We start from the raw sequence: 23,870 nt of genomic DNA, 5'->3' as shown, positions 1-23,870 counted from the left end.
TTGACGAACCGCCGTATACGGGACCGTACGTACGGTGGTGTGGGAGGGGGAAGCTGCAAGGCTTCCTCCTACCCGATCCGTTTCGAGTTTTTCTCGTCGAATCAATGAGTTCGGCCTCGCCGGGCACCGCCTTGCCGGCCACATCGGTTCTACTTTGCATGGGGTTGTTTTCGACATTTTGGTCGGCAGCGCTGGCTCCGGCGAAAATCCCTAAAATTGCAGGCAGTTTTGCAGCCGCCCATTCAGCACGTGTCTTAAGGGCCGGAGAACAGATGTCGCTTAGGCTGGTGCAATCGACATGAAATACACGCTGCTGGGGAAGCCATGACTGCGTCAACCAAACCCGCCGCTCAACGCCGGCTTCTACTCGCCTCCGACCGGAGCGATCAGAGCACCGAGCTTGCCGACATTCTGCAAGCGGTCGGCGATGTCGCGACGGTCTCGACCGAGCAAATCCCCACGCAGCCGGCGCGCGACCTCTCCGGCATCGTCGTCGACATCAACCTGCGCTCGGCGGAGAGCGTGCAGCGGGTGCGCAACAAGCTGCGCGGCGATGCCTATCGCTCGATGCCGCGGCTGTTCGTGCTGGCCGATGCGCTTCACCACGGCACCATGCAGGCCTGGGCGCTGGGCGCCACCGACACGATTTCGCGGCCGCTGCAGGCGGAGGCGATCCTCCAACGCATCCGCGCCGCCTTCCCCGACACCACCAGCTATGACGCCACCGATCGCGGCAAGACGCTGAACCGCGGCGTCGAAGCGGCGCATGCGGTGCTGGCAAAAATGTTCGAGAAGCTGCCGCTCGGTATTCCTCTGACCTTCGACGACGTGATCGCGGCCGAAAGCAAGATCCTCAAAGCCATCAAGCACTCCTCGTTGCGGGAGTGGCTGACCACCGTCGGCTGCCACCATGTCGGCAGCTACCGGCACTGCCTGTTCGTCACCGGCTTTGCGGTCGCGTTCGCCCAGCATCTCGGCATGCGCGAGGACGACCAGCGCCGGCTGACGCGCGCCGCGCTGCTGCACGACGTCGGCAAGGCCTTCGTTCCGACCAGGCTCTTGGACAAGCCGGGCAAGCTCACCGACGAGGAACTGGCCGAAGTGCGCCAGCATCCGCGCCGCGGCTATGAGGCGCTTGCAGCGCAAGGCGGATTCCCGCCGGAGATGCTCGACGTCGTGTTGCATCACCATGAATTCCTCGACGGTACCGGCTATCCGAACGGGCTGTCGTCGAACCAGATCAGCGACATCGTGCGGCTGACCACCATCGTCGACATCTATGCGGCGCTGGTCGAGAAGCGCGCCTATCGCATGCCCTTCACCCATTCGCGCGCGTTTGCGATGATGGAAGGCATGGGCGACAAGCTGGACCAGCAACTGCTCCAGGCCTTCCGCCCCGTGGCGCTCGGCTCGTTCTGAACTCGGTGTCGTCCTGGCGAAAGCCAGGACGACGTCGGGGAGGCAGATCGCCCACGAAGACCAGCTACAAGCTACTCCAGCATCTTTCGCAGCTCCGCCTTCGCCACCTTCTCCAGCGTCGAGCGCGGCATGTCGTCGACGAGATGAATCTCGCGCGGCACCTTGAAGTCGGCAAGGCCGGCGCGGCAGGCGGCCATCACCTTGTCCTGCAAAATCTTCGGTGCGCCGGCGACGCCTCCTTGCGGGATGATGAAGACGACCGGCACCTCGTCCAGCATCGGATGCTTCTTGGCGACCACGGCGGCCTCGCGCACGCCGGGCACGGTGATGACGACCTGCTCGATCTCGGAGGCCGCGACGTTCTCGGCGCCGACCTTCAGCATGTCCTTGGCGCGGTCGCCGAACCTGATGAAGCCGTTCTCCAAGAGCGTGACGCGGTCGCCGGTGATGAAATAGCCGTGCTCGTCAAAACTCTCGCGCGTCGCCTTTTCGTTGTGCAGATATTCGGCGAACAGCGACAGGCCGGGGATGCCCTTGATGAGGAGATTGCCGGTGCCGCCGGCTTCCGTCGGCCGGCCGTCATCGTCGGTGATGCGGATGGAATACTCCTGCGCGGCGCGGCCGATCGACATCGGCATGTTGGGCTGGTCGACCTCGCCGACGATGCCGTGGGTGATGGTCTCGGTCATGCCCCACCAGCCGATGATCTTGACGCCGAAGACGGCAAACGGCGGCGGCTCGTTCACCGCCGTGCCCCAGAGGCGGAATTTGTGGTTTTTCGGGATCTCGTGCTCGAGCAGCGCCTTCATGCAGAACGGGATCGTCGAGGTCCATGTGCAGCCGTGCTCCAGCGCGACACTCCAGAAGCGGCTTGCGGAAAAGCGCGGCTGGATCAAGCAGGTCGCGCCGACCCACAACGTCGCCAGCATGGAATAGGCGAGGGCGTTGGTGTGGAACAGCGGCAGATAGGTCTGGTGCACGTCGAACGCATGCAGATCCTCATGCACGGCATTGATCTTGGCGCCCCACAGCGCGTTGGCATGGGTCCAGAGTACGGCCTTCGGGCGCGACGTCGTGCCCGAGGTGTATTGCACGCTGCAAGGCGCGAACGGATCGGTCGCGCGCCGCGGCCGGTCGGCACTGTCGGCAAAGAGCGCCTCAAACCGCTCGCCGCGTTCAACGGCTCTCGCCGGCGCAGCACCCGCGTCATGCGAGGTCACCGCCATCCAGCGCAGATCGCGGCAATTGGCGGCGATGATCTCCGCATAGGCCGGCTGCGTGATCGCGGCGACGGCGCCGCAATGGCCCGCAAAATACTCCATCTCGGCCGGCGCCGAGCGCGTGTTCGTGGTGACGGCGATGGCGCCGAGCTCGACGCAGGCAAACCACGCCAGTACCGCCTCGATGCAATTATCCAGATGAATGAGCACATATTCGCCGGGCCTGACGCCGCGTCGGCTAAGGCCCGCAGCCAGCGCGCCGACCCGCTCGTGGAATTCGCCGTAGCTCCAGCGCCGCGCCGGCGCATCGAACGGCGCCCAGATCAGGAACGGATGATCGCGGCGCACCTCGGCCCGCATCTTGAGGAGCCAGGGCACATCGAGCCCGGCAAAAGGTCCTACGATTCCCGGAGCGGTTTGATGGATAGGCATGCGTCCTCCCGTGCAGCCTGCATCTTGGCGGCGGCTACCTTCAGATTATTGCGTCTTCCTGCCATTGGATCAGGGACGGATCAAATGCGTGCGCAGCATGCCGCTGCGGCGCGTGCTCTTTCCGTCCGTCAAGCCCGGGCATGACGATAGAGAGTCTGGTTGGCAGCGAGCCCCTAGCGGCCACCATCCTCATACGACGAAATCTCGATCAGGCTGCCATCGGGATCCCGGCAATAGACCGAGCGCAGCGTGCCGCGGGCGCCCTGCCTGGGAACCGGGCCCTCCTCGATGGCGACGCCATTTGCGGTCAGATGCGCCACCACCTCATCGGGCGTGGCTGACGTGAGGAAGCACAGATCCTCGCTGCCGGCGGTCTGGTGGTCTGCAGTGAACCATTCCACCTTGTCGGCATCGCGCGGCCGCACGTTGATCTTCTGGTTACCAAAGGAGAGCGATGTCCGCGGCGCTTTGCCGCCGCCGGGATCGAACACCCTGGCTTCCATGCCGAGGATCTTGCAATACCACGCGACGCTGCGTGCGACGTCGGCGACGTTGATCACGAGATGATCGAGGGCGTGAACCTTGACCGGCATGCCTTATCCTTTCGTCGCGATGCGTTTCGCGCACTTTTCGCGAGCGGCGGGCTTTGTTACAACGCGGCTCACGCAGCGTTCAAGAACAACAATTCGGGAGAAGACTTCAGATGATCACGCGCCGCACTGCGCTCGGCCTGCTTGCCGCCGGTCCCTTTGTAACCGCCCCGCTGTCAAAGGCGATCGCGGCGGACTATCCGGCGCGGCCGGTGAAGTGGGTGGTTCCCTATCCGCCGGGCGGGGCCACCGACATTTTGGCGCGCCTGATCGGCCAGCGGCTCTCGGAAAAGCTCGGACAGCAATTCGTGATCGAGAACAAGCCCGGCGCCGGCAACAACATCGGCACTGAGTCCGTCATCAATGCCGAGCCTGATGGCTACACGATCCTGCTGGTCAATCCGGCCAACTACATCAACACCTCGCTGTACGCCAATCTCAAATTCAATTTCGTTCGCGACGTCGCGCCGATCGCTGCGTTCAACCGCGTGCCGAACGTGATGACGGTCAACAAGGACGTGCCGGCAAAGACCGTCGCCGAGTTCATCGCCTATGTGAAGGCCAATCCCGGCAAGGTGAACATGGCGTCCTCCGGCAACGGCACCTCGGTGCATCTCTCCGGCGAGATGTTCATGGCAATGACCGGCGCCAAGATGCAGCACGTGCCGTATCGCGGCGCCGCGCTCGCGATCACCGATATGCTCGGCGGCCAGGTGCAGGTGATCTTCGACAACATGCCCTCGATCATCCAGCACATCCGCTCCAATTCGCTGCGTGCGCTCGGCGTGACGTCAACGGAGCGATCGCCGCTGCTGCCCGATACTCAGACGGTTGCGGAGACCGTCCCCGGCTATGAAGCGAGCGCGCTGTTCGGCATGGGCGCGCCGAAGAACACGCCGAAAGAGGTCATTGCCAAGCTCAACAGCGAGGTCAATGCGATCCTGGCCGAGCCCGAGATCAAGAAGCGCCTGGTCGAGCTCGGCGGCGAACCGTTGATCGGAACTCCGGACGCGTTCGGCGACATGATCAAGGCCGAGACCGACAAGTGGAAGAAGGTCGTCGAGTTCGCCGGGCTGAAGGTCGAGTAGGGCCCCAAAGCCAATCGACATTGAGGATCGGGAGCCCCGCCGCGAGGCGGGGCTTTTTGCATTTGAACGCCGCGCCCTTGCGATCACGCGTTTGTGCAGCGGATCGCCTGCTCGCGCTGGCTTGACGCGTCCGGCTTTGCGTTTATACTAAACCATATGGTTAAGTATCAAGCCGAAACGCTGGACCGCACCTTTGCCGCGCTGTCCGATCCGACGCGGCGCGCGCTGCTGGCGCGGCTCGGCGAACGCGAGAGCCTGTCGGTGAGCGAGTTGGCGGAGCCGTTTCCGATGTCGCTGCCGGCGATCATGAAGCATCTCGACGTGCTCCGAGATGCCGGCCTGATCGTGCGGGAGAAGACCGGGCGCACGGTCGCCTGCCGGCTGACCGCGCAGCCGATGGAACAGGCGATGGACTGGCTCAATCGCTATGCACGCTTTTGGTCCGACAATCTCGATCGCCTCGCAGCCTTTGTGGAGGAAGACCCATGGCCGTCAACCAAGCAGCCGCAGCTCACTCAAGCGAACGTCCAAGCCTCACCCTCACGCGCCGGCTCCGCGCGAAGCCGGAAAGGGTCTTTGCGGCGTGGACGCAAGCCGAGCAGCTAGCGCAGTGGTTCGGGCCGCCGAACATGAAGCCCGCGACGGTGCAGGCCGAACTCGACGTCCGCACCGGCGGACGCTACCGGATCAGCTTTGTCCGCGACGACGGCGAATATTTCGAGGCCGGCGGCATCTACCGTGAAGTCGTGCCGAACGAGCGGCTGGTGTTCTCCTGGGCCTGGCATTCGACGCCGGAACGCGAGTCGCTGGTGACGATTTCGTTCAAGCCCGAAGGCGGCGGCACGCTGATGATTTTCCATCACGCCCAGTTCGTCGACGAGACTGCACGCGACAACCATCAACGCGGCTGGAGCTCGTTCTTCGACAAGCTCGACGCGTTCGTGGCCTGATCCCCGAGAGGAGGACACCATGCAGCAACATCAGATCGTCTCGCGCGCGCAGTGGATCGAAGCCCGCAAAGCGCACCTCGCGCATGAGAAGGAGCTTTCGCAGGCGCGCGAGCGCCTCGCCGAGGAGCGCCGCGCGTTGCCCTGGGTCATGGTCGACAAGGCCTACGTCTTCGACGGCGCCAACGGCCAGGTGACGCTCGCCGATCTCTTCAAGGGACGTCCGCAGCTCGTGGTCCAGCACGTCATGTTCGCCCCGGACTGGGACGCGGCCTGCAAGAGCTGCTCGTTCTGGGCCGATGGTTTCGAGCGCATGGTGCCGCACCTGGCCGCGCGCGACACCACCATGGTCGCGATCTCGCTGGCACCTAGCGTCAAGCTCGAAGCGTTCAAGAGGCGGATGGGCTGGACGTTTGACTGGGCCTCCTCCGGCGGCAACGACTTCAACCACGACTACGAAGTGTCGTTCACGCCCGAAGAGATCGCCAAGGGCGAGCCGAAATACAATTATGGCACTACGCCGTTCTACGGCCCTGAACTCCCCGGCATCAGCGTGTTCTATCGCGACGAAGCCGGCACGATCTTCCACACCTATTCCTGCTTCGCCCGCGGACTCGACATGATGAACGCGGCCTATCAATACCTCGACCTGACGCCGCTCGGCCGTCACGAGGACGGCTTGCCCTATCCGATGGACTGGGTGCGGCTGCGCGACCAGTATCAGCCGGAGGCGGGCAAGGCGGCGTGCTGCCACGGGTAGGGTGAGCGCTATTGGGACCGATGTCGCCTCATACTCGGAGTCGTCCGGCGTAGGCTGGGACCCATACGGCGTGATCTATCGATCGCGATGGCGTTAATCCCGAACGACGAGTCTTCGCCAAACTTTTTCCTGTGGTCGGACCGACGCGGGCGTGTTGGGCGGCCGTACTGCTCCACGCGCTGCTCACCGCTTCGCGTCGGCCTGTTCCGTAGCGTTGCAGGTAATCAGCATCGTATAGGCCCGCGCGTTGCCGGCGATGTCGGTGGTCTTGAGTTCACTTTTGGGCTCGCCGGTCTGGTAGGGCACCACGCTGTTGTCGAGGAAATCGCGCAACGCTCCGGTCTTGATCGCAAAGTTGATGTTCTCGGGAATGGTCCCCGTCGCCTTGATCATCGTCCGCGCGTCGAGCTTTGCGACGACGACGCCGACGAGCTGGCCAAATGTATCGAACAGCGGTCCGCCGCTGTTGCCGGGCTGAACCGCGGCACTGATCTGCAAATGGCGCGTGTAGTTCAAGATGCCGCTGAGCGAGCTCACGATGCCCGTTGTCACCGTGAAGTCGGAAGTCAGGAGCCCGTGATAGGGAAACCCGATCGCCACGATTGAATCGCCGGAGCGGATCGAGCGGTCGCGGATCCTGACGAAATCCTTGAACGTCGTTGTCGACGGAGCCTGGAGCAGCGCGAGGTCGTTGGTCGCGTCGCGCGACACAACCCGCAACACCGTCGCGGCCTCGCCGGTGAGATTGCCCTTGATGTCGCCGACGCAGCCGTCGATCACATGATGATTGGTCACGATGTGGCCGTTGGCGCTGACCACGAAGCCTGTGCCGCTGGATTTGGTCGTCTTGCCGGGTTTGCCGGAAGGTGGCGTTGACTTGTCATTGGCCGCCGGCTTCGCGGCGACTTTGGTGAAATCTCCGGCCTTGTCGAGGCCCTCGGCCTTCATCTTCGCGGCGCAATTGGCGAGCGCAGCGACGATGGGCGCCGCAGAGGTGAGCTGGAATTGCAGGACGGTGCGGCCAGCAGTTGCAACCATCAGGCTCGCCTTCTGAAACGACCGCACGACGTTCGGCGGCATGATCGAAGTGAGCATGTTGGGTTGATTGGCCGTGGCAAACAGCCGCGCTTGCTCCTGGCCGTCGAAGATCACGTCGATCGCGGCGTTCTCGCCCTTGTTGAATTTGTAGCCAGGGCTCGCGAAGCTCAGCAGCCATGAGCCCGCAGCATTCTGGGCAACCACGAGGATGACGCCATTGGCGTAGGGGGCCGTCACCGCGCAGTGCGAGAAGGCACCGGTCTCGTCATTGCTGAACGCGCCGCCGATCCAATTGCCGACATTGATCGATCCGAATGGTCCCGCCGCATGCGCCAGTCCGGCAAGCGCCATCTGCAATACGCACCCAACAATCAACGACTTCAGCATTGTGACCCCCGGCACCTTCACGGCATCAGCATCTTATCCGTGAGGTCAACGTCAAGGCAACCGGCAGTTGTCCGCGCGCAAAAGCGCCGACGGGACGGCTTGCCTTTACTTTGCAATGTTGTATACTTTGCATTACAAAGTAGATGCCGAAGCCGCCGCGGCGGCCGTACAGCGAGGTTAAAGCGTTTTGCAGATGCGCGATCTCGACAAGGCGCTGGCCGACATCGTGGCGATCCGCAGCCAGATCGCCGCCGGCACCGCGTTTCGCGGCTACGGGCCGGCGACGATGGTGGCCACCGGCGCCGTGGCGCTGCTCACTGCGCTCCTGCAAGTCTGGTTGCTCGACGATCCGACCGGCCAGCCGGTCGCCTTCTTCCTCGGCTGGGCGGCCGCGGCCGCGCTGTCCGGCATCATCATCTGGATCGAGATGCGGGCGCGGTCGCAGCGCCATCATTCCGGCCTTGCGGACGCGATGATCTACCAGGCCATCGAGCAGTTCTTGCCCGCCGGCGCCGCCGGCGTGCTGCTGGCGGTGGTGATGTGGAAGTTCGCGGACGAGACGCTCTGGCTGCTGCCCGGCCTGTGGCAGATCCTGGTGTCGCTCGGCATCTTCGCCTCCGTCCGCTCGCTGCCGCGCTCGGTGGCGCTGGCGGGCGCCTGGTACTTCGTCTCGGGCTTTGTCGTCGTGGTGCTGGCGAGCCGCAGCCACACGCTCTCGCCCTTGACCATGGGCCTGCCCTTCGTGGTCGGGCAGTCCGTGATGGCCGCCATTCTGCATTTCGCGTCCGGAGATAACGATGTCGAAGACTGACAGCGCGCCGTTTTCCTATGAAGGGCTCGACCGCGTCATCCATGAGAAGGCGAGGCTCGGGCTGCTGACCTCGCTGATGGCGCATCCGAAGGGGCTTGCATTTGCCGATCTCAAGCAGCTCTGCGGATTGACCGACGGCAATCTCAGCCGGCATCTCGCCGTGCTCCAGGAAGCCGGTCTCGTCGACGTCACCAAGGGCTACGAGGGCAACCGCCCGCACACCACCTGCCGCCTCACCAAGGCCGGCCGCCGCCGCTTCCTCGACTACCTCAGCGTGCTGGAACGATTGGTGCGCGACGCCGCAAAAGCCGCCGGCCGCGAGACGCCGCCGCTCGGACGCCTCGGCATTTTGTCGACCTGATCGCTTCCCCTTTTTTGACCGGAGACTTTGCAATGCAAAGTGACGTCACGACCAAGCAAGAAAAACTGCAAGAAAAACTTCACGTCGGCATCATCATGGACGGCAACGGGCGCTGGGCCACGCGCCGCGGCCTGTCGCGCATGCGCGGCCACGAGGCCGGGGTCGAGGCCATCAGGCGCATCGTCGAGGCTGCGCCCAAGCAGGGCATCGGCACGCTGACGCTCTACGCATTCTCGACCGACAATTGGCGCAGGCCGAAGGCCGAGGTCGCCGCGCTGATGACGCTGCTGCGCTTCTATCTCGCCAACGAAGTCGCGAGCCTGGCGCGCAACGGCGTGCGTCTCACCGTGATCGGCCGCCGCGATCGCCTGCCCGACGGGATCGCCGCGGCGATCGCGCGCGCCGAGCAGGCGACCGCTGACGGCGATGTCCTCAATTTGCGCATCGCCGTGGACTATTCCGCGCGCGACGCCATCCTCAATGCCGCCGCGAAGGCGGCCGCGCTGACAAGCCTCACGCGCGAAGCGTTTTCTCAACTCGTCACCGGCGAGGCCGGCTTGCGCGACGTCGATCTCATCATCCGCACCAGCGGCGAGAAGCGCCTGTCGGACTTCCTGCTGTGGGAAGGCGCCTATGCCGAGCTGCATTTCACCGAGCGGATGTGGCCGGAATTCGAGGCCGCCGATCTTGCCGAGGCGCTGGCCTGCTTCCACGGCCGCGAGCGCCGCTTCGGCGGCCTGCAATCCCTGCCGCTGGAGCCTGCGCCGAGCCTCTGATGCGGTGCGGCATCCGGCGATGCCGAAAATTTGAGCATCGCGCCAACCTAATCCCTTCGACGTCGGCCGCGCTGCTGCCTAGTCTCGGCGGCATCAGGGGTGACTGTGATGCGTGCAGTTCTGGATTATTGCTCGGGCGGGACGGAGCGGACCGTGAAAGCCGGCGAGGTGATCCTCACCGAGGGCGGCTCGACCGGTCACCTCTACGTGCTGATGGACGGCAAGCTCGAGGTCATCAAGGGCGACACGGTGGTTGCCATCATCGCCGAGCCCGGCGCCGTGTTCGGCGAGATGTCGGTGCTGCTTGACCAGCCGCACACCGCGACGGTGCGCGCGTCGTCGGACTCGACGATCTACGAATTCGAGGACGCCGCCTCGTTCCTGATCCAGGAGCCCGCGGTGGCGCTGATGCTCGCCCGCATGCTGGCGCAGCGCCTCAATGTCGCCAACACTTATCTCGCCGATCTCAAGCGACAATATGCCGGCCACGGCACCCATCTCGCGATGGTCGGCGACGTCCTGCAAAGCATGATCAACCTGCCGCAGCTCGAGGTGCAGCCAGGCTCGGATCGGCAATCCGATCCAAGGATGTGAGCCAGTCCGGCGGCTCGACGACCGGTCGTGCCGGCCGCTGCAAGGGCGCGTTGAGATCGATCCATTGCGCTTCGCCGGCCGCCAGCCAGAACGCCTTGCCTTCGTCCAAGTCGAGCACGATATGGGTCGGCGGCCGGCCGTGCTGAAGGCCGGTGTTGAACACCCAGGTCTCGCCGAGGCGGTCGAACCAGGAGCCGTCGGGAATGAAGGGCGACTGGTGCACGTGGCCCGAGATCACCATCGACGGCTTGTAGTCGGCGATCCATTGCACGAGGTCGACATCGCCGAAGAAGCGCTTGCCGCCCCAGCTCGTCGGCGAATTCGCGGGCGGCGCGTGATGCGCCCAGATCCATCGCTGCGGCCGCCTTGTGGCGGCGTCGTGCAATTGCGCGACCAGACGCTGCTTGACCTGCGGCCCGTCCCACCACGGGCACACCGTGAACAGCGTGTCGGCGATCGCTAAACTGTCGCCGTCGCAGGCGATCCCGAGCTCGCGCACATCAGCGATCCAGCGCGAGATCTTCTCGCCCTCGGCGCTGCGCTCGTCGAGATCGTGATTGCCCGAGCACAGGATGACGCGCGTCTGACTCGCGAGCAGTGCAAGGTATTTCTTCACCACCACGATCTGCGCGCGGAAATCCACCATGGATCCGACGTTCAGCGCGTCGCCGGCAAAGATCACGAGATCGAACTGCGCAGCCGCGCTCAAGAGCCAGTCGAACTGCGGCAGCGAATAATGCAGGTCAGCGACGACCAGGCAGCGCATTGAAAATCCATCGGGTCAGGCAATGCAGAAAGCGTGTGAATTCCAGACATTTGGCAAGCAAGAAGTAGACCATCGCGGCGACCGGCCGTCAGCGTCAAATCGACCCGAAGCGCCTGCCGCGGCGCCATCGAAGGAGGAGGCTGGACGTCTTTCGCGAAGTCTGGTGTCTTGGCCCGCCTCAATGCCGGTGATTGCATGACCTCCTTCAAAACCATTCGCGCCAGAGCCGAGAAGCGCAAGGGCGGCGCCAAGGAGCTGGACAAGCTCATGCCTGCCAAGCCTGACCTCAAGCGTCTCGCAAAACTGCCCGACGACCGCATCCTCGCGGAGATGTCCAAACGGGTGTTTTGCGCGGGCTTTGCCTGGAGCGTGATCGAGAACAAATGGCCCGGCTTCGAGCAGGCCTTCCTGCGCTTCCACCCCTCCAAGCTGAGCTTCCAGCCCGAGGACTATTGGGAAGGCCTGATGCGCGACGCGCGCATTGTGCGCAACGGCGCAAAGATCATGTCGGTGCGCGAGAATGCCGCCTTCGTGCAGGAGATCGCCAAGGAGCATGGCAGCTTTGGAAAATTTCTGGCGAAGTGGCCGTCCTCCGACGAGGTCGGCCTGCTCGATCTCCTCACCAAGCGCGGCAGCCGGCTCGGGGGCAACACCGGTCAGATGCTGCTGCGCTTCGTCGGCTGGGACGGCTTTGTCACCTCCAAGGACGTCGTCGCCTGCCTGCGCGACGCCGGCCTCGATATCGCCGAGGAGGTGAAGTCGAAGGGCGATCTCGCGAAGGTGCAGGCGCAGTTCAACGCCTGGGCCAAGGAAAGCGGTCTGCCCTACGCCCACATCTCGCGCATCTGCGCGCTGTCGGTGGGGGAGAATCGGAGCGAGTCGTCTGACGGTTCCTGATGAGCCGCGCTTTCGGCTCCGGATCGTCCCGATCGTGTGCACAGCGAGGCGATCCTGTGCCGGCAGCGTGGCGAATGCAGCGGATTGATCAAGCCTGCGTCCGGTGAGGAACATTTGCGGCCGGGATCGGTTCGGACCTCTAGACCGGGTGGGCACCCGCAGGAACGAACGCTGCGCCTGTCGCAGGAATGAAGCCCGCTGCGGTCAAGGCCACCAAACCCGACAAGCAAGCCATGGAGCCAGTCATGAAGCTGGATGCTGCGCAGGTCAAACAGACCCTGAGGCAATTGGACGCTCAGGTGCTTCCCGAGGATCATCCCGCGGTGCCTCAACTGAATAATATGTTCGGAGACCACACGTTCTTCATCGACGCGCGTGGACTCGAGATTCTGGAGCCGTCCGATTCGTCCGATGGTCAGACCGGCGAGGTCATCAGCCTCGCCGATTGGAGCGATGCGGAGCTGACCAAGCTGAAGCCGCACGAGCCCGAGCCGACCGGCGTGACCGTCGTGTTCGAGCAGAGCATGCACTGACCAACGACGAGTTCACGCACGAAGCCTGAGAGCCGGGGCAAGGACGATCGTTGCTCCGGCTCGCTATCGCCATCTTGACGGCGAGCCTGTCGCCATGTGCATGGTCGCGAGATGACTCAGCATCTGTCCCTCGTGAGTCTCGTGGTCGCGGACTATGATGAGGCGATCACCTTCTTCACCCGCGCTCTGAATTTCGAGCTGAGCGAAGACACCCCGCTCGGTGGCGGCAAGCGCTGGGTGGTCGTGCGGCCGCCGAGCAGTGTCGGCTCAGGCCTGCTCCTGGCGCGGGCGGACGGTCCGGCTCAGGCGGCGCGCATCGGCGACCAGACCGGAGGACGCGTCTTCCTGTTCCTGGAGACGGATGATTTCGCGCGCGATCATGCGCGCATGGTTGCGGCCGGTGTCCGGTTCGTGAGAGAGCCGCGGCATGAGGCCTATGGCGTCGTCGCGGTCTTCGAGGATCTCTGCGGCAACCGTTGGGACCTGATCCAGCCGAAGCCGACACGCGGCGACGACGCGACGGCTTGAGCCATGCCGGCTGACTGCGGGCCGCGGTGAACCTCGCCTCGATCCGCGACGTCAAAGATCAGCTTTTCCCAAGAAATGCTTCATCGATACCCCAAGATCGATACCCCAAGGGTTTTGCAGATGAAATTTCTGATTGCGATGGCCTGCGCCATCCTGCTCGGCGTCTCAATGAGCGCGTGCGTCACGTCCGACCCTGACAACGCGCCTGCCTACGGCCAGCAAAACGGCCAGAAGCGCCCGGGACAGAGATAATTGCCGTGGTTGTCCTCTAACTCCCCTTGGGCCCGGCTGGGCCGGGCGGTCCGGGCGGGCCAGGCGGACCCGCCGGGCCAGGAGGTCCCGGAAGGCCGCAGTTCTGGATCACCACATCCCGCGTGTCCTCTCCCGATGTGATCCTCACGATGCAGGTGGACGGAAAGTCCGGTCCAATCCAGCGAAATCCTCCCGTCGAGGTGCCCTCGACTTTCACTGTCTTGCTCGGACTGATCTTGATCTCCACGGTGGGTTCGCGGAGCCGCCTGACCCGTCCCACGATGACCAGCTCGCCCCGCGAGATGTTGGCCGTCGTGATCAGGATTTCCGCGTATGCGTTTTCGGCCCAGGACATCGCAACAACAGTTGCAAGCGCTGTGACCCCAGCGACAGGTTTTGCGTGCATCATGATCTCCCGTGCTCGCGGGACGCCCGAACCGGGCATCCCCGACAAGGAGACCATGACTCCAGGCCAGCTCAGTCGAGGTCTTACCCGCATCTGTCGCAGGACAATTACCTATCGGACCGGGAGCGCGTTCGAACCCGGCAGCGCTCCCGTGCCACCAAGATTGGCACGATCCTCGCGTTTTCGGATTCATTCCGTGACTCCAGGCCAACCGCCATCTTCGCGCCGCTCGGCGCGGGCCGGGCACGGCTGAAAGAAGGACGTCGACAGCAGATGTTCAGTTCTTTGACAGACGCAAGACAGCAACTGGTCGAGGCTCTGGCCGATCCTGACGTGTTGGAAAGCCCTCTCACCACGGTCGAGATCGAGCAGATCCTGGGCCATCTTGCGCCACAGCTCTGGATCGCTCCCGGCGACGGGCTACCGGAGAGAGAAAACGGCACGCGCTTCGGCGGTGCGCCGGACTTGCCGCCCGGCGTGGATTGGCCGATACGGCCCGTGCCCTGGGATCTCCCGGCCCGGGCCCAGGACCTGGGCGAACATCACAGCTGGATTCTCCGCCACATCGAACGGGCACTGCCTTACGAATTCCTCGCGCAGATCGACCTTGCCGAAGCCGGGCCGGTCGCGGCGGAGCTGGGGTTGCCGGCGTCGGGTCGGCTGCTGTTCTTCTGGGATGGTGTCGGCGGGTTGACGTCCTCCGAGCCTGAATTCGCGCGCGTGCAGTGGGATGCGACGCCGCGTGACGAGCTCGCCCAGGCGACCATTCCTCCCGTGCTGGACGAGCTGGAACGGGCCTACGATCCCACGGGAAAGTACAAGAAGCCATATATCTATCCGTCCCGCCCCATGCGTCTGCAGCCCATCCTGCACTTGCCGTTCTGCGGCGCACGCGAAATGCTCGATGATCCCTTGCTTTCGACGCGTCTTGAGGATTTCGATTTCTGCTGCTGTTACCATCAGCTGTTGCGCGGCGAAGATGGCATGACGGGATGCAAGGACGCGGGCCAGCGTCGCCATCGGCTGATGGGAACGCCGGAGCCCGAGCAGGACGACCCGCGGCTCGGCGTCGAACCGAATGGACCTGCCGACTGGCAACTGCTGTTGCAGCTCGATCTCGGCGACCTCGCACAAAATTCGCTGGTCGAAGGTACGGTCTACTTCCTCATCGCGAGCGAGCATCTCGCCGCGCGCGACTTTTCCGGTGTGCGCGCCGTCTACAGTCAGACGTGATGGAGCCTCGTCCGCTTCGTCCCATGGGTTCGAGAAGCGTACTGCTCCGCACGCTCGTCGCCGCTTCCAGCGCGGAAGCGGCGGGTTTTGGCGTTCCTAGTCCTGTACCGAAGTGCCGCGCCACGGTCGATGAAGATGGGCACTATTCGCTCACCGTGGTGCTATGATTTGGTACTCGGTCCCTCTCGATTGTCGACCAACCTTCGCTAGAAGAGTATTACCCATCAGGTGGCGCAGCCCGCTTGGACTGCCGCCGAGCCGAAGAAGGTGGGTGAGCGAAGATTCGGGACTGAACAATGCCGGAAGATTGAGCAGGCCGGCGACATTCGGCTTGCGGCGATAGGCATGGGCTCCCCGAGCGAGGCGATCGCACCCGCTTGGGCAGGCTGGCCGAGCGGATAGGAATTGAAGCTGTCCCGGCCTCGCGTCAGAGCTTCGATAAGTCCGGCATCGCCGATCGCCGACGCGCAGCCCTTCGCGCTCCGCCTCCTCAATCCCGGGAACGGCGCGGTGGACCGACAGGCGAACTCGCGCGAGCGAACTCTCGTGAGCCTCAGAACCCGACCCTCAATCCGGCGCGGCCGCTCACGACGGTGGAATTGTCCGACAGCGCGAGATATTCGGCGGTCGAGAACAGCGTCACGTTGCGCGTGCGCCATTCGAGGCCAAGCCCGCCGAAGCCGCCCCAGACGTCGACCGCGCCCGGCGTGGCAAAGGGAATGGCCTGGCCGAGCAGGGCGGCATTGACGGTCGCGCCACCCAGGCGTTGCGTGCCGAGGACGCCGCCGTAGATGCTCGTGGATAGCTGATCCTGCGGCGTGAAGGAAATGCTGCGGGTCATCTTCAGCTCGCCGCGCTCTTCCAGAGTGTTCACGGTCTGCGTGCCGACGGTCAGGGGCGCGGTAGTGCCGGTTTCGGTGTAGCCGTCGAAGGCGCCGTAGAGATAGCGGACGCGGACGCTTGGCGTCAGCGTGTAGGTGGCGCCGGCCAATTTGCCCAGCGCAAGGCGATGACCGAAGGTCGCTTCGGGACTGACGTACCAGCCGTCGAAGGCGGCGCGCGCGGTCTCGATGCCGCCCGCGGCCAAATTGTTGTTGATGGTGCGCGTCGTCGCAGAATTGTGCGATGCGCCGCCCTGCACGGCTGCGTGCAGGAACGATTGACCGATGTCGTAGCGGGCATAGGCGCCGCCGAACACGAGGTCGCTGTCGCTCCCGACCTGATTGAGGTCGATGCGGCTACGGGTCTGGCCGCCGCCGAGGAAGATGCCGTAACGAAGGTCCGGCCGCGCGGCAAAATCCGCGCCCATCATGCCGCCGTAGAAAGCGTTGGTGTTGCGGGGCTGCGTGCCGTCCTGCTGCTGGATGCGCTGGCCGGCAAAGCCGCGCGACCAGACGGCGGTGCCGTCGGCATAGACCGCCGTCGGAGCCTTGAACGCCATGGTGTCGCCGGCATAGGCGGAGGCGAGGGAGGGGATCGACGCAAAGGCATCGTCGAAGCGCGAAGAGGCCGGCGGCTCGACGCCTGCGAAGGCCAGCGGCGCCCCGCCGCCGGACGTGCTGCCGGAAAACACCGGCACGGCATCGGATATGCCGCGGGTGAAATCGGTCAAGGCGCGCGCGTTTGCTGCAAGCACGGACCCGCCGCCCAACTGCGGATCGAGGACCCCACGGTATTGCCGGACACCACGAACGGGGTCCCCGTGGTCGTGATGTTGACGCCGGCGAGCGAGTTCAAGGTGTAGACGTAATTGCCGCCGCCGAAGAAGTTCAGGTTCCTGGTCCCGCCATTGAGCGTGATCGCGCCAACGATGCGCGAGCCTGCAAAGACGTTCAGCGTTGCGCTGCCGGCAAGTCCGTTTGTGCCAGGGGCGGTCAAGCTGAACCCCCCGGTGCCACCCTTGCCGCCCGAGACGATGACGCCACCGAGAATGCTGCCCCAATTGTTCAGCGTTGCATTGCCGCCATTGCCGCCCTTTGCGCCGTAGCCATAGGAAGAGCCGGCGCCGGTCCCGCCCCTGCCGCCCGTCACTGTCACGGCACCCGTCATGCTGCCGCTATTGCCGAGTGTGGCATTGCCGTCGCTCCCGGCGTTCCCCGCATTGGCCGGAATGGGGCCGCTGGCACCGCCACTGCCTCCGCCGTTGCCGCCTGTCACCGTGATCGTGCCGGCGATGTTGCCGCTATTGCTCAGAGACGAATTGCCGCCGTTGCCGCTATTGCCGCCATTGAAGCCGCTAGCGGCATCGCCGCCAAAGCCGCCGAATCCACCGATCACCTTGACTGCGCCCGCAATGCTGCCGCTATTGCTCAGCGTCGCGTTACCGGCATTGGCGCCGTCGCCGCCATTGGCGAGGCCACCTCCGTTGCCGCCAAAGCCACCGATGCCGCTGGTCACCGTGACGGCGCCTGCAATGCTGCCGCTGTTGCCCAGCGTCGCGTTGCCGCCTTTGCCGCCGGGGAGGCCCTTATCGCCTTTGCCGCCGTTGCCGCCGCTCGCGGAAGCGCCGCCCGAAGTGACGGCCCCGCTGTTGCTCACCGTGGCATTGCCGCCATCGCCCCCGGGAGAACCGGCGATGACGCCGGCGCCGACGGTGCCGGCGGCGTTCAACGGGCCGGTGATGCTGACGGCATTGCTGCAGGTTTGATCGAGGCCGACCGTGACGCACTGCGCGGCGGCCATGGACGGCAGCAGCATCGACATTCCGAGACCGACCAGCGCCGTCGAGGCCAGCAGCACGGCGCGCAATTGCCTGCCGCCGGCGTTACACAATCCGCCGCAATAATAACGTGCACCAAACATCTTCCGCCCCCGACCTCGGAAGTCCGCGCGCCTGTCCGGCATTGCAGTCTCCCTCCGGTACGACTCCCCACATCTACCCTGGCCATTCCTGCCATTGCGGGGCGGTAAGGTCCTGAAATTGCCGCCAAGGCATTCTGAAATTTTCTGATATTTGCCGCGCCTTAGCGTTTGCGCCCGTTTCGGAGGTCTGACGCGAAAGAAGTTCGGATCATGGGTTCGAAAAGCGTGCTGTTGCGCACGCTCGTTGCCGCGTCGAGCGGAAAAACGGCAGGTTTTGGAGTGCCCAGTTTTGTACCGAAGTGGCGCACCCGACACGATTCGAACGTGTGACCTTTGCCTTCGGAGCAATTTAGGCTGCCCTACGCAAAATTGCGATAGGACAAGTAATGCTTCGCTATGCTACTCGAATTGTTATGGAAACTGGAATTGGCGACTGCAGCGCCTATCCTGCCGCGCGCCCCAATTTCCTTCCAACTGCTTACGCGGTGCTTACGCGGGAGACGGGCTTAAAGTCGGAGAAATTCGATGGCCAAGCTCACTAAGCGCACCGTTGACGCCGCGGAAGCGCAGGACAAAGACTACGTCATCTGGGATGATGAGCTGCCTGGATTCGGTCTGCGCGTATTCACGTCAGGCAAGCGTAGTTATCTCATTCAATATCGATCTGCCGGTCGTTCGCGCCGCTACACGATCGGGCAGCATGGCGTCTGGACGCCAGAGCTTGCGAGGAAAGAGGCGAGGGTTCAGCTGGGCCGGGTTGCGCAGGGCGACAATCCCGCCGAGGAACGCCAGCTCGATCACAAGGCGATCACCGTCAAGGAGCTGTGCGAACTCTATCTCAACGACTTGAAGGCGGGCCTCATACTCGGAAAGGGCGGGCGCCCGAAGAAGTCGACGACAATCGTCGCCGATACTGGCCGCATACACCGTCATATACTGCCGCTCATCGGTACGCGGCGCGTAAAGGATCTCGTCAAGGCCGACGTCAACAAGGTCTTGAAGGATATCATGGCCGGCAGGACGCGCGTCAGCGTCAAGACCAAGAAGCTGCGAGGCAAAGCCATTGTGCGGGGAGGCGCCGGCACCGCCACGCGGACCGTCGGCTTGCTCGGAGGCATCCTTACCTATGCCGTGGAGGCCGGCATCATCGAGACAAACCCCGCGCATGGGATTCGCAAACCGAAGGACAGGGTTCGCGACCGCCGCTTGACCGAAGCTGAGTATCGCACACTCGGAGGAATCCTGCGTAAAGCGGCTGAGGACGAGAGATACCAAATGACGACCGATATCATCCGCCAAATTGCTCTCACCGGATGCCGCCGTTCGGAAATGATCAAGCTACGGTGGATTGAGACCGATATGGAGGCGAGCTGTCTGCGTCTGGTCGATAGTAAGGAGGGCGCCTCGACTCGGGCTATCGGCTTGCCTGTAATTGAATATCTAGAGAGCCAATGGACGGTTAAAGCCGGCACTTATGTCTTCCCAGGACAGGGCGACGATAATGCGTTCGGCAGTTTCCCAAATCATTGGGAGAAAATCTTCCGCAATACGTCACTTGCCGATATCACGCCGCATGTCTTGAGGCACAGCTTCGCCAGCATCGCGAACGATCTCGGGTTCACGGAGGTCACGATCGCGGCCCTTGTCGGTCATGCGAAGGGATCGGTTACGAGCAAGTACATTCATACGCTTGATACCGCGCTGATCATGGCGGCGGACACGATCTCCGGTTACATTCAGGGCCTGCTCGACGGGGTCGAATTCAGGCAGACCGCCTACGCCATTGACCGCGACTCTCGGAAGGCGGCGCTTGCTCGTTTCCTGCGCAAGGCCGTGGGCGACCCCTTCGCAGATGCCGAGCAAGAGCACCGCCTCGCAGCTTGAATCCGCGGTGTCGGTCCGAGGCTCACTGGATCTCATCGAACTCGCGTTTTCGGACGCCAAGAGACGGGATCTGCGATCCAGCGGTTGATGTCCGATTCATGCCAGCCGGTCCCGTTGGTGCTGATTTTGAGCTGAGCCGGGAACGTGCCCTCGGCGATCTTACGGTAGATGGTGGACCGGGACAGCCCGGTCCGGGCAAGAACGGTTTTCAAACGGACGATACGATCTGGTTGGCGCATGGCCGCGCTGCCTCCTGCTGGCTGTTTCTGACGGCTTTTGAGACCAAACAGGACAGCAGTTGCAGGCGCGCAAACGCATTTTACACATCGCCGTACTCTGGCGTTCAGACGGCGGAAAAAAGGATGAATCAAATTTCGATTCCCCTGCCTCTACCGAGGTCGATGCCGTGGGTGAAGGCGAGTTCAAGGCCAAGCCGGCGGCCTGATGCAAAGGAGATGCCGAGCTCCCGCTTGCGATTGGCGAGGATGGACTCCAGTTGCGGATCGCGTTCGAGGCTTCTCGCCATGTCCCCCATCGCCGAGCGCGTTGACTTGTAGCCGGAGATGTCGCCCGCCCGATACTGACGCAGGCCGGCTTGGTCGAGCTCCTGCCAGCGCTCCACGAAGCGGTCGGCGCGGCGGCCCGGATCAATGCGCAGTTCGGTCTCAGGCTGGAGCGCGCGGATAACACGGTTGACTCGGCCGCCAGCGGCCTCGCGGACAAGTTCCGGATTCTTCTTGTAGGCGGTTTCGGCATCGTGCGAGCCATAGGGCCGCACCTCCTCGAAGTCACGGCGGGCCATTTGTAGCTCTTTCACCTGCTCGGGACTTGCCTCCCCGCCCATCTCCTGTGCCTCGAAGATCGCATCCACGGCGCGGGCATGGCGCACGAGCGCGCGGGTACGCACGCGACGCAGTTCCTTTTCCGGTTCGTCCGCGACCCTCCTTTCGGGCGCTTCGGTTTCGCGCCGCAGGGCTCCCACACCGCTTCTTTCCCTTTCCGGCGTTTCCCGCTCCGGCCTCCGTCCGCCATCCGGGCCGGGCAAATCTGAAGGAGAGCGAAGGCCGTCGAACATGTTGCGTACCTTCTCGGGCACGACCTTGCGCACGATCTCGGCCACGCGCTCGCGGAAGGTGATCCCGCGCCGCTCGGCATAGCTCTGCACCGGATCGCGCTGCTCGTAATCCGAGGCCATGTCCTTGGCCCGGTCGCGCGATAGGGTACGGGTGAGCCGGTCCGAATTGACAAAATCGTCGCGGCCATAATGCAGGTCCAACCCGTCGCGGTGCCGCGACAGGGCGACATAGCTGCCATGGGCATCCATCCCGGGCGTTGCCAGCAAATGGGTGCGGTCTACCGTCATGCCCTGAGCCTTGTGGATGGTCGCGGCAAAGCCGTGGTCGATCTTGTTGTAGTCCTTGAAGTCGAACTGCACGGATCGACCGTCGTCGGTGCGCACGGCCATGCTCTGGCTGCTGACCTGCTCGATAGTCCCGAGTGTGCCGTTCTTCACACCAAGGCCGCGCTCATTTTGCAGGAACATGACGCGATCCCCCGTGGCGAAATTTCGCGCGCCGCGCTCGACCGTCACACGCACCTCACCGCCCCAATCACCCGCAGCCCGCATCCGTTCGCGCGCTGCCTCGTTCAGCGCGCGAACCTCGTCGTTTGTATGAGTTAGGATAATCCGGCTGCGATCCGGTGATGCCAGCCGGTCGCGGTCCCAGCGGTCGATCAGATCGCCGCGCGCTTGCTCGCGTGTCTGGGCCTCGTGCACCATCCCATGGGAGCGGTAGGCTTCAAGCGCATCGCCGGTCCTGCCGGCGGCCAGATCGCGCGTGGCGTTCCGCTGCCAGTCCTCCCGCTGGCGGCGCACCTCGCCGATTTCCGCGCCGCCATGACGCCCGTGGACCGACCGGAAAGCCGCGCCTGCTTCAATTGCTTGCAACTGCTTGATATCGCCGACCAGCACCACCTTGGCTCCGGCTTCGGCAGCATGGGACAGCACCTGTTCAAGCTGGCGCGTGCCGATCATACCCGCCTCGTCGATCACCAGAACATCGTGCGCGGTGAGCAGGTCGCGGCCCTGTTGCCAGCCATGCTCCATGCTGGCGATAGTGCGCGACGCGATGCCCGATCCGCTTTCGAGGTTTTCCGCCGCGATGCCGGAAAGTGCTGCGCCCCGGACCTCGTAGCCCGCCGCTTCCCAGACCTCCCGCGCCACGCCCAGCATCGCGCTCTTGCCCGTTCCGGCATGGCCCACCACGATCCCAAGATCGCGCCCATCCATTATATGCGCTAGCGCGTCGGCCTGCTCGCCCGACAGGACAAGGCCGCGCTGTTCGGCGCTCGCAAAAGCGGCTTCGCGGTCCGCCCCACGCACCTGATGGCGCTCGCGCTCGGCCATCAGTTCGGCGGCGCGGTGCAGGCGCTGTTCGGCCTCGATCATGGCGCGGGTGGTAAACCGATTTTCGCCGCGAGCGTCCCTGCCGAGTTCGACCAGATCGGGTGCGCTACGCATCGCGCCCATTACCTTGTTGAACTGGTCGATCCCGTCGCTGTGCCGATGCGTGAACTTCGCCATGTCGCGGCGCGTGAAGGTTGATTGCTGATGCGTGATCGCGTCCAGCCCAAGGGAAGGATTGGCGATGATCCGCGCGCCATTGCCACGCGCGATTTCCCGGTGCATCTCGGCGCGATCGGCCTCGTTGCTTTCACCCTCGATGCCCCGATCCTCAATACGTCTGGCGGGCGCTCCGATCTGGCTTTGCGGCTCCAGTGCGATGCCCTGCGCTTCGAGACTCCGATGGTCGATGCGCGCGTCGATGTCGAGTTCGGCCAAGCGTTCATTGGCGATCTCCGCCCAGCATTCGCGCCAGCGCTCGACCATCTCCGTGCGGTTCCAGTCCCGCACCTTCTGGCCAAAACCGTTCTCGTCTACCGCGCGCATGGTCAGCATGACATGGGCATGAGGTTTGGGCATGCCGTCCTCGGCCATGTCCCAATGCACATTGAGATCGGCGATCATGCCCCGGTCCACAAACTCAGCCTGCATGAAGTCGCGGGCCAGCTCGATCCCCTGAGCCTGGGTCATCTCGCGGGGAAGCGCGAATTCCACCTCGCGGGCAAGCTGCGCGTCCTTGCGGATCTCGAAGGCTTCAACATCGTTCCAAAGCCGTTCGCGGTCGCGCCACGCCTCCGGTGCGTTCTCCGGCAGCATCACCTCGGAATGCACGACGCCGCGCTTTTTGGAAAAATCATGGCCGCGATCAAGCCGCTCGTCGCGCAGCCGCGAGCCCGAGCGGTAGGCGGCGGATGCTACCGCGCTACTCCCGGCCTTGCGGCCAATGACCTTGACGTGAAGATGATAGATCGCCATCGCGACCGGATCATTGACACGGCCAAGCGCACGTCGGAACGACGTATAAGCGCGCCCTCCCTCGAAAAAATCTCGGGAGGGATTACGCCGTCTCAAACCGTCCCGGCGACCTTACAGCATTATGCCGGGTGCTCGATTATCATTTCTCCATCAACACTGACGGAGACGACGATGCGCAAACCACGCGACTTTGACGCCGAACTGAAGGCACTTGGGGACAAGGCGCGCGATCTCAAGAGCCGTAAGGTGCAGCAGCTCGGCGAACTTGTGATCGCTACCGGGGCAGACACACTCACCGCTGACGAATTGGCGGGCGCGCTGATCGTACTGGCCGAGACGAAAGAGACCGGAAAGAGGGAGGCATGGGCCAAGCGCGGGGTTGCGTTCTTTCAAGGTCGGGCGCGGCGAAATGCGCCAACAACTGACCGGAATACGGACGGCCCTCCTACGCAACCGGGCGGCTCGCAACCGGTATCAAGCCGCAAAGGCGCGGCATGACATGCGCTCGTGGCAAGTCGAGCGCCGCAAGCGCACGCGACATCTCATCGAACTCGGCGGCCTCGTCGTGAAAGCTGGCGTCGTGGACCTGACCGGCGACGACCGCGCCATGATCTACGGCGCGCTGCTCTGGATGGCTGACAAGCTCCAAAGCGACCAGGGTGAACAGGCGCGCAGCCTGTGGGCCGCAAAGGGGAAGCAAGCGCTCGAGGCGGACCCAGCAACACACTAGGGACAGATCAAGACTAACGGATAATCCGCGTTACGCT

Annotated in this window: 24 protein-coding genes and 1 pseudogene; 17 read left to right on the top strand and 8 right to left on the bottom strand. The window is 63.9% G+C overall.

Annotation, left to right across the window (positions count from 1 at the left end; translation table 11 throughout):
• The first annotated feature begins 324 nt into the window (after positions 1-324).
• Entirely contained in the window at positions 325-1,419 is a 1,095-nt protein-coding gene (locus JQ632_RS32735; protein ID WP_212406776.1) for an HD-GYP domain-containing protein, read from the top strand.
• 71 nt (positions 1,420-1,490) lie between these two features.
• On the opposite strand, the gene JQ632_RS32730 is transcribed toward JQ632_RS32735, so the two are convergent.
• On the bottom strand, positions 1,491-3,071 hold the full coding sequence (locus JQ632_RS32730) for an AMP-binding protein (protein WP_212406775.1): 1,581 nt from the start codon (positions 3,069-3,071) through the stop codon (positions 1,491-1,493).
• Positions 3,072-3,244: 173 nt separating this feature from the next.
• Positions 3,245-3,664, bottom strand: a complete 420-nt coding sequence (locus tag JQ632_RS32725) for a VOC family protein (RefSeq protein WP_212406774.1) — start codon at positions 3,662-3,664, stop codon at positions 3,245-3,247.
• A 110-nt stretch (positions 3,665-3,774) separates the two neighbouring features.
• Here JQ632_RS32725 and JQ632_RS32720 point away from each other — a divergent pair, with 110 nt between their 5' ends.
• From JQ632_RS32720 to JQ632_RS32705, 4 genes and pseudogenes are all read left to right on the top strand, one after another.
• Positions 3,775-4,749 carry a tripartite tricarboxylate transporter substrate binding protein gene (locus tag JQ632_RS32720; RefSeq protein ID WP_212406773.1) on the top strand — a complete coding sequence of 325 codons (975 nt, stop codon included), beginning with the start codon at positions 3,775-3,777 and terminating at the stop codon, positions 4,747-4,749.
• Between the two features lie 156 nt (positions 4,750-4,905).
• Positions 4,906-5,355, top strand: coding sequence for a helix-turn-helix transcriptional regulator (locus JQ632_RS32715; protein ID WP_212406772.1), 450 nt, complete (start codon positions 4,906-4,908; stop codon positions 5,353-5,355).
• Between the two features lie 11 nt (positions 5,356-5,366).
• Positions 5,367-5,699: pseudogene (locus tag JQ632_RS32710) on the top strand (SRPBCC domain-containing protein); the annotation flags it as partial.
• A 19-nt stretch (positions 5,700-5,718) separates the two neighbouring features.
• Positions 5,719-6,456, top strand: a complete 738-nt coding sequence (locus JQ632_RS32705) for a thioredoxin family protein (protein ID WP_212406771.1) — start codon at positions 5,719-5,721, stop codon at positions 6,454-6,456.
• 183 nt (positions 6,457-6,639) lie between these two features.
• Here JQ632_RS32705 and JQ632_RS32700 read toward each other — a convergent pair whose 3' ends face one another.
• Positions 6,640-7,881 carry a S1C family serine protease gene (locus JQ632_RS32700; protein ID WP_212406770.1) on the bottom strand — a complete coding sequence of 414 codons (1,242 nt, stop codon included), beginning with the start codon at positions 7,879-7,881 and terminating at the stop codon, positions 6,640-6,642.
• A gap of 193 nt (positions 7,882-8,074) precedes the next feature.
• Here JQ632_RS32700 and JQ632_RS32695 point away from each other — a divergent pair, with 193 nt between their 5' ends.
• The 4 genes from JQ632_RS32695 to JQ632_RS32680 all read left to right on the top strand — a co-directional run bounded on the left by JQ632_RS32695 (position 8,075) and on the right by JQ632_RS32680 (position 10,423).
• A complete protein-coding gene (locus tag JQ632_RS32695; RefSeq protein WP_212406769.1) occupies positions 8,075-8,692 on the top strand; it encodes a hypothetical protein in 618 nt (205 codons plus the stop codon).
• On the top strand, positions 8,679-9,053 hold the full coding sequence (locus tag JQ632_RS32690) for a transcriptional regulator (protein ID WP_212406768.1): 375 nt from the start codon (positions 8,679-8,681) through the stop codon (positions 9,051-9,053). Before JQ632_RS32695 ends, JQ632_RS32690 begins: the two co-directional genes overlap by 14 nt.
• Positions 9,054-9,085: 32 nt before the next feature.
• Entirely contained in the window at positions 9,086-9,829 is a 744-nt protein-coding gene (locus tag JQ632_RS32685; protein WP_212406767.1) for a di-trans,poly-cis-decaprenylcistransferase, read from the top strand.
• A 108-nt stretch (positions 9,830-9,937) separates the two neighbouring features.
• Entirely contained in the window at positions 9,938-10,423 is a 486-nt protein-coding gene (locus tag JQ632_RS32680; protein WP_212406766.1) for a Crp/Fnr family transcriptional regulator, read from the top strand.
• Here JQ632_RS32680 and JQ632_RS32675 read toward each other — a convergent pair.
• Positions 10,362-11,189, bottom strand: coding sequence for a metallophosphoesterase (locus JQ632_RS32675; protein ID WP_212406765.1), 828 nt, complete (start codon positions 11,187-11,189; stop codon positions 10,362-10,364). The two genes, JQ632_RS32680 and JQ632_RS32675, sit on opposite strands and share 62 nt — an antisense overlap.
• A gap of 195 nt (positions 11,190-11,384) precedes the next feature.
• Between JQ632_RS32675 and JQ632_RS32670 the strand changes: the two genes are divergently transcribed.
• From JQ632_RS32670 to JQ632_RS32655, 5 genes are all read left to right on the top strand, one after another.
• On the top strand, positions 11,385-12,086 hold the full coding sequence (locus JQ632_RS32670; RefSeq protein ID WP_212406764.1) for a DNA-3-methyladenine glycosylase I: 702 nt from the start codon (positions 11,385-11,387) through the stop codon (positions 12,084-12,086).
• A 245-nt stretch (positions 12,087-12,331) separates the two neighbouring features.
• Positions 12,332-12,619 (top strand): hypothetical protein, encoded by a 288-nt coding sequence (locus tag JQ632_RS32665; protein WP_212406781.1) that lies wholly within the window; start codon positions 12,332-12,334, stop codon positions 12,617-12,619.
• A gap of 111 nt (positions 12,620-12,730) precedes the next feature.
• A complete protein-coding gene (locus JQ632_RS32660; RefSeq protein ID WP_212406763.1) occupies positions 12,731-13,147 on the top strand; it encodes a VOC family protein in 417 nt (138 codons plus the stop codon).
• 120 nt (positions 13,148-13,267) lie between these two features.
• Complete coding sequence (locus JQ632_RS40140; RefSeq protein ID WP_283817750.1) at positions 13,268-13,399, top strand: hypothetical protein; 132 nt, start codon at positions 13,268-13,270, stop codon at positions 13,397-13,399.
• A 400-nt stretch (positions 13,400-13,799) separates the two neighbouring features.
• On the top strand, positions 13,800-15,038 hold the full coding sequence (locus JQ632_RS32655) for a DUF1963 domain-containing protein (RefSeq protein WP_212406762.1): 1,239 nt from the start codon (positions 13,800-13,802) through the stop codon (positions 15,036-15,038).
• 553 nt (positions 15,039-15,591) lie between these two features.
• Here JQ632_RS32655 and JQ632_RS32650 read toward each other — a convergent pair.
• Entirely contained in the window at positions 15,592-16,650 is a 1,059-nt protein-coding gene (locus JQ632_RS32650; RefSeq protein WP_212406761.1) for an autotransporter outer membrane beta-barrel domain-containing protein, read from the bottom strand.
• Entirely contained in the window at positions 16,647-17,840 is a 1,194-nt protein-coding gene (locus tag JQ632_RS32645) for a hypothetical protein (protein ID WP_212406760.1), read from the bottom strand. The genes JQ632_RS32650 and JQ632_RS32645 overlap by 4 nt, the downstream gene beginning before the upstream one ends.
• 525 nt (positions 17,841-18,365) lie before the next feature.
• Here JQ632_RS32645 and JQ632_RS32640 point away from each other — a divergent pair.
• Positions 18,366-19,724, top strand: a complete 1,359-nt coding sequence (locus tag JQ632_RS32640; protein WP_212406759.1) for a site-specific integrase — start codon at positions 18,366-18,368, stop codon at positions 19,722-19,724.
• 32 nt (positions 19,725-19,756) lie between these two features.
• On the opposite strand, the gene JQ632_RS32635 is transcribed toward JQ632_RS32640, so the two are convergent.
• Positions 19,757-19,963 (bottom strand): AlpA family transcriptional regulator, encoded by a 207-nt coding sequence (locus tag JQ632_RS32635; RefSeq protein ID WP_212406758.1) that lies wholly within the window; start codon positions 19,961-19,963, stop codon positions 19,757-19,759.
• 128 nt (positions 19,964-20,091) lie between these two features.
• Positions 20,092-23,103: a Ti-type conjugative transfer relaxase TraA gene (traA, locus tag JQ632_RS32630; protein WP_212406757.1), complete on the bottom strand. Its 3,012-nt coding sequence runs from the start codon at positions 23,101-23,103 to the stop codon at positions 20,092-20,094.
• Between the two features lie 171 nt (positions 23,104-23,274).
• Between traA and JQ632_RS32625 the strand changes: the two genes are divergently transcribed.
• Together JQ632_RS32625 and JQ632_RS32620 are read left to right on the top strand one after the other, a co-directional pair.
• Positions 23,275-23,601 carry a conjugal transfer protein TraD gene (locus tag JQ632_RS32625; RefSeq protein ID WP_212406780.1) on the top strand — a complete coding sequence of 109 codons (327 nt, stop codon included), beginning with the start codon at positions 23,275-23,277 and terminating at the stop codon, positions 23,599-23,601.
• A 1-nt stretch (position 23,602) separates the two neighbouring features.
• Positions 23,603-23,833 carry a conjugal transfer protein TraD gene (locus JQ632_RS32620; RefSeq protein ID WP_212406756.1) on the top strand — a complete coding sequence of 77 codons (231 nt, stop codon included), beginning with the start codon at positions 23,603-23,605 and terminating at the stop codon, positions 23,831-23,833.
• Positions 23,834-23,870 lie beyond the last annotated feature (37 nt).

The organism is Bradyrhizobium liaoningense, assembly GCF_018130955.1.
Classification (GTDB): Bacteria; Pseudomonadota; Alphaproteobacteria; order Rhizobiales; family Xanthobacteraceae; genus Bradyrhizobium; species Bradyrhizobium liaoningense_C.
This window is presented reverse-complemented; position numbering and strand designations above follow the sequence as displayed.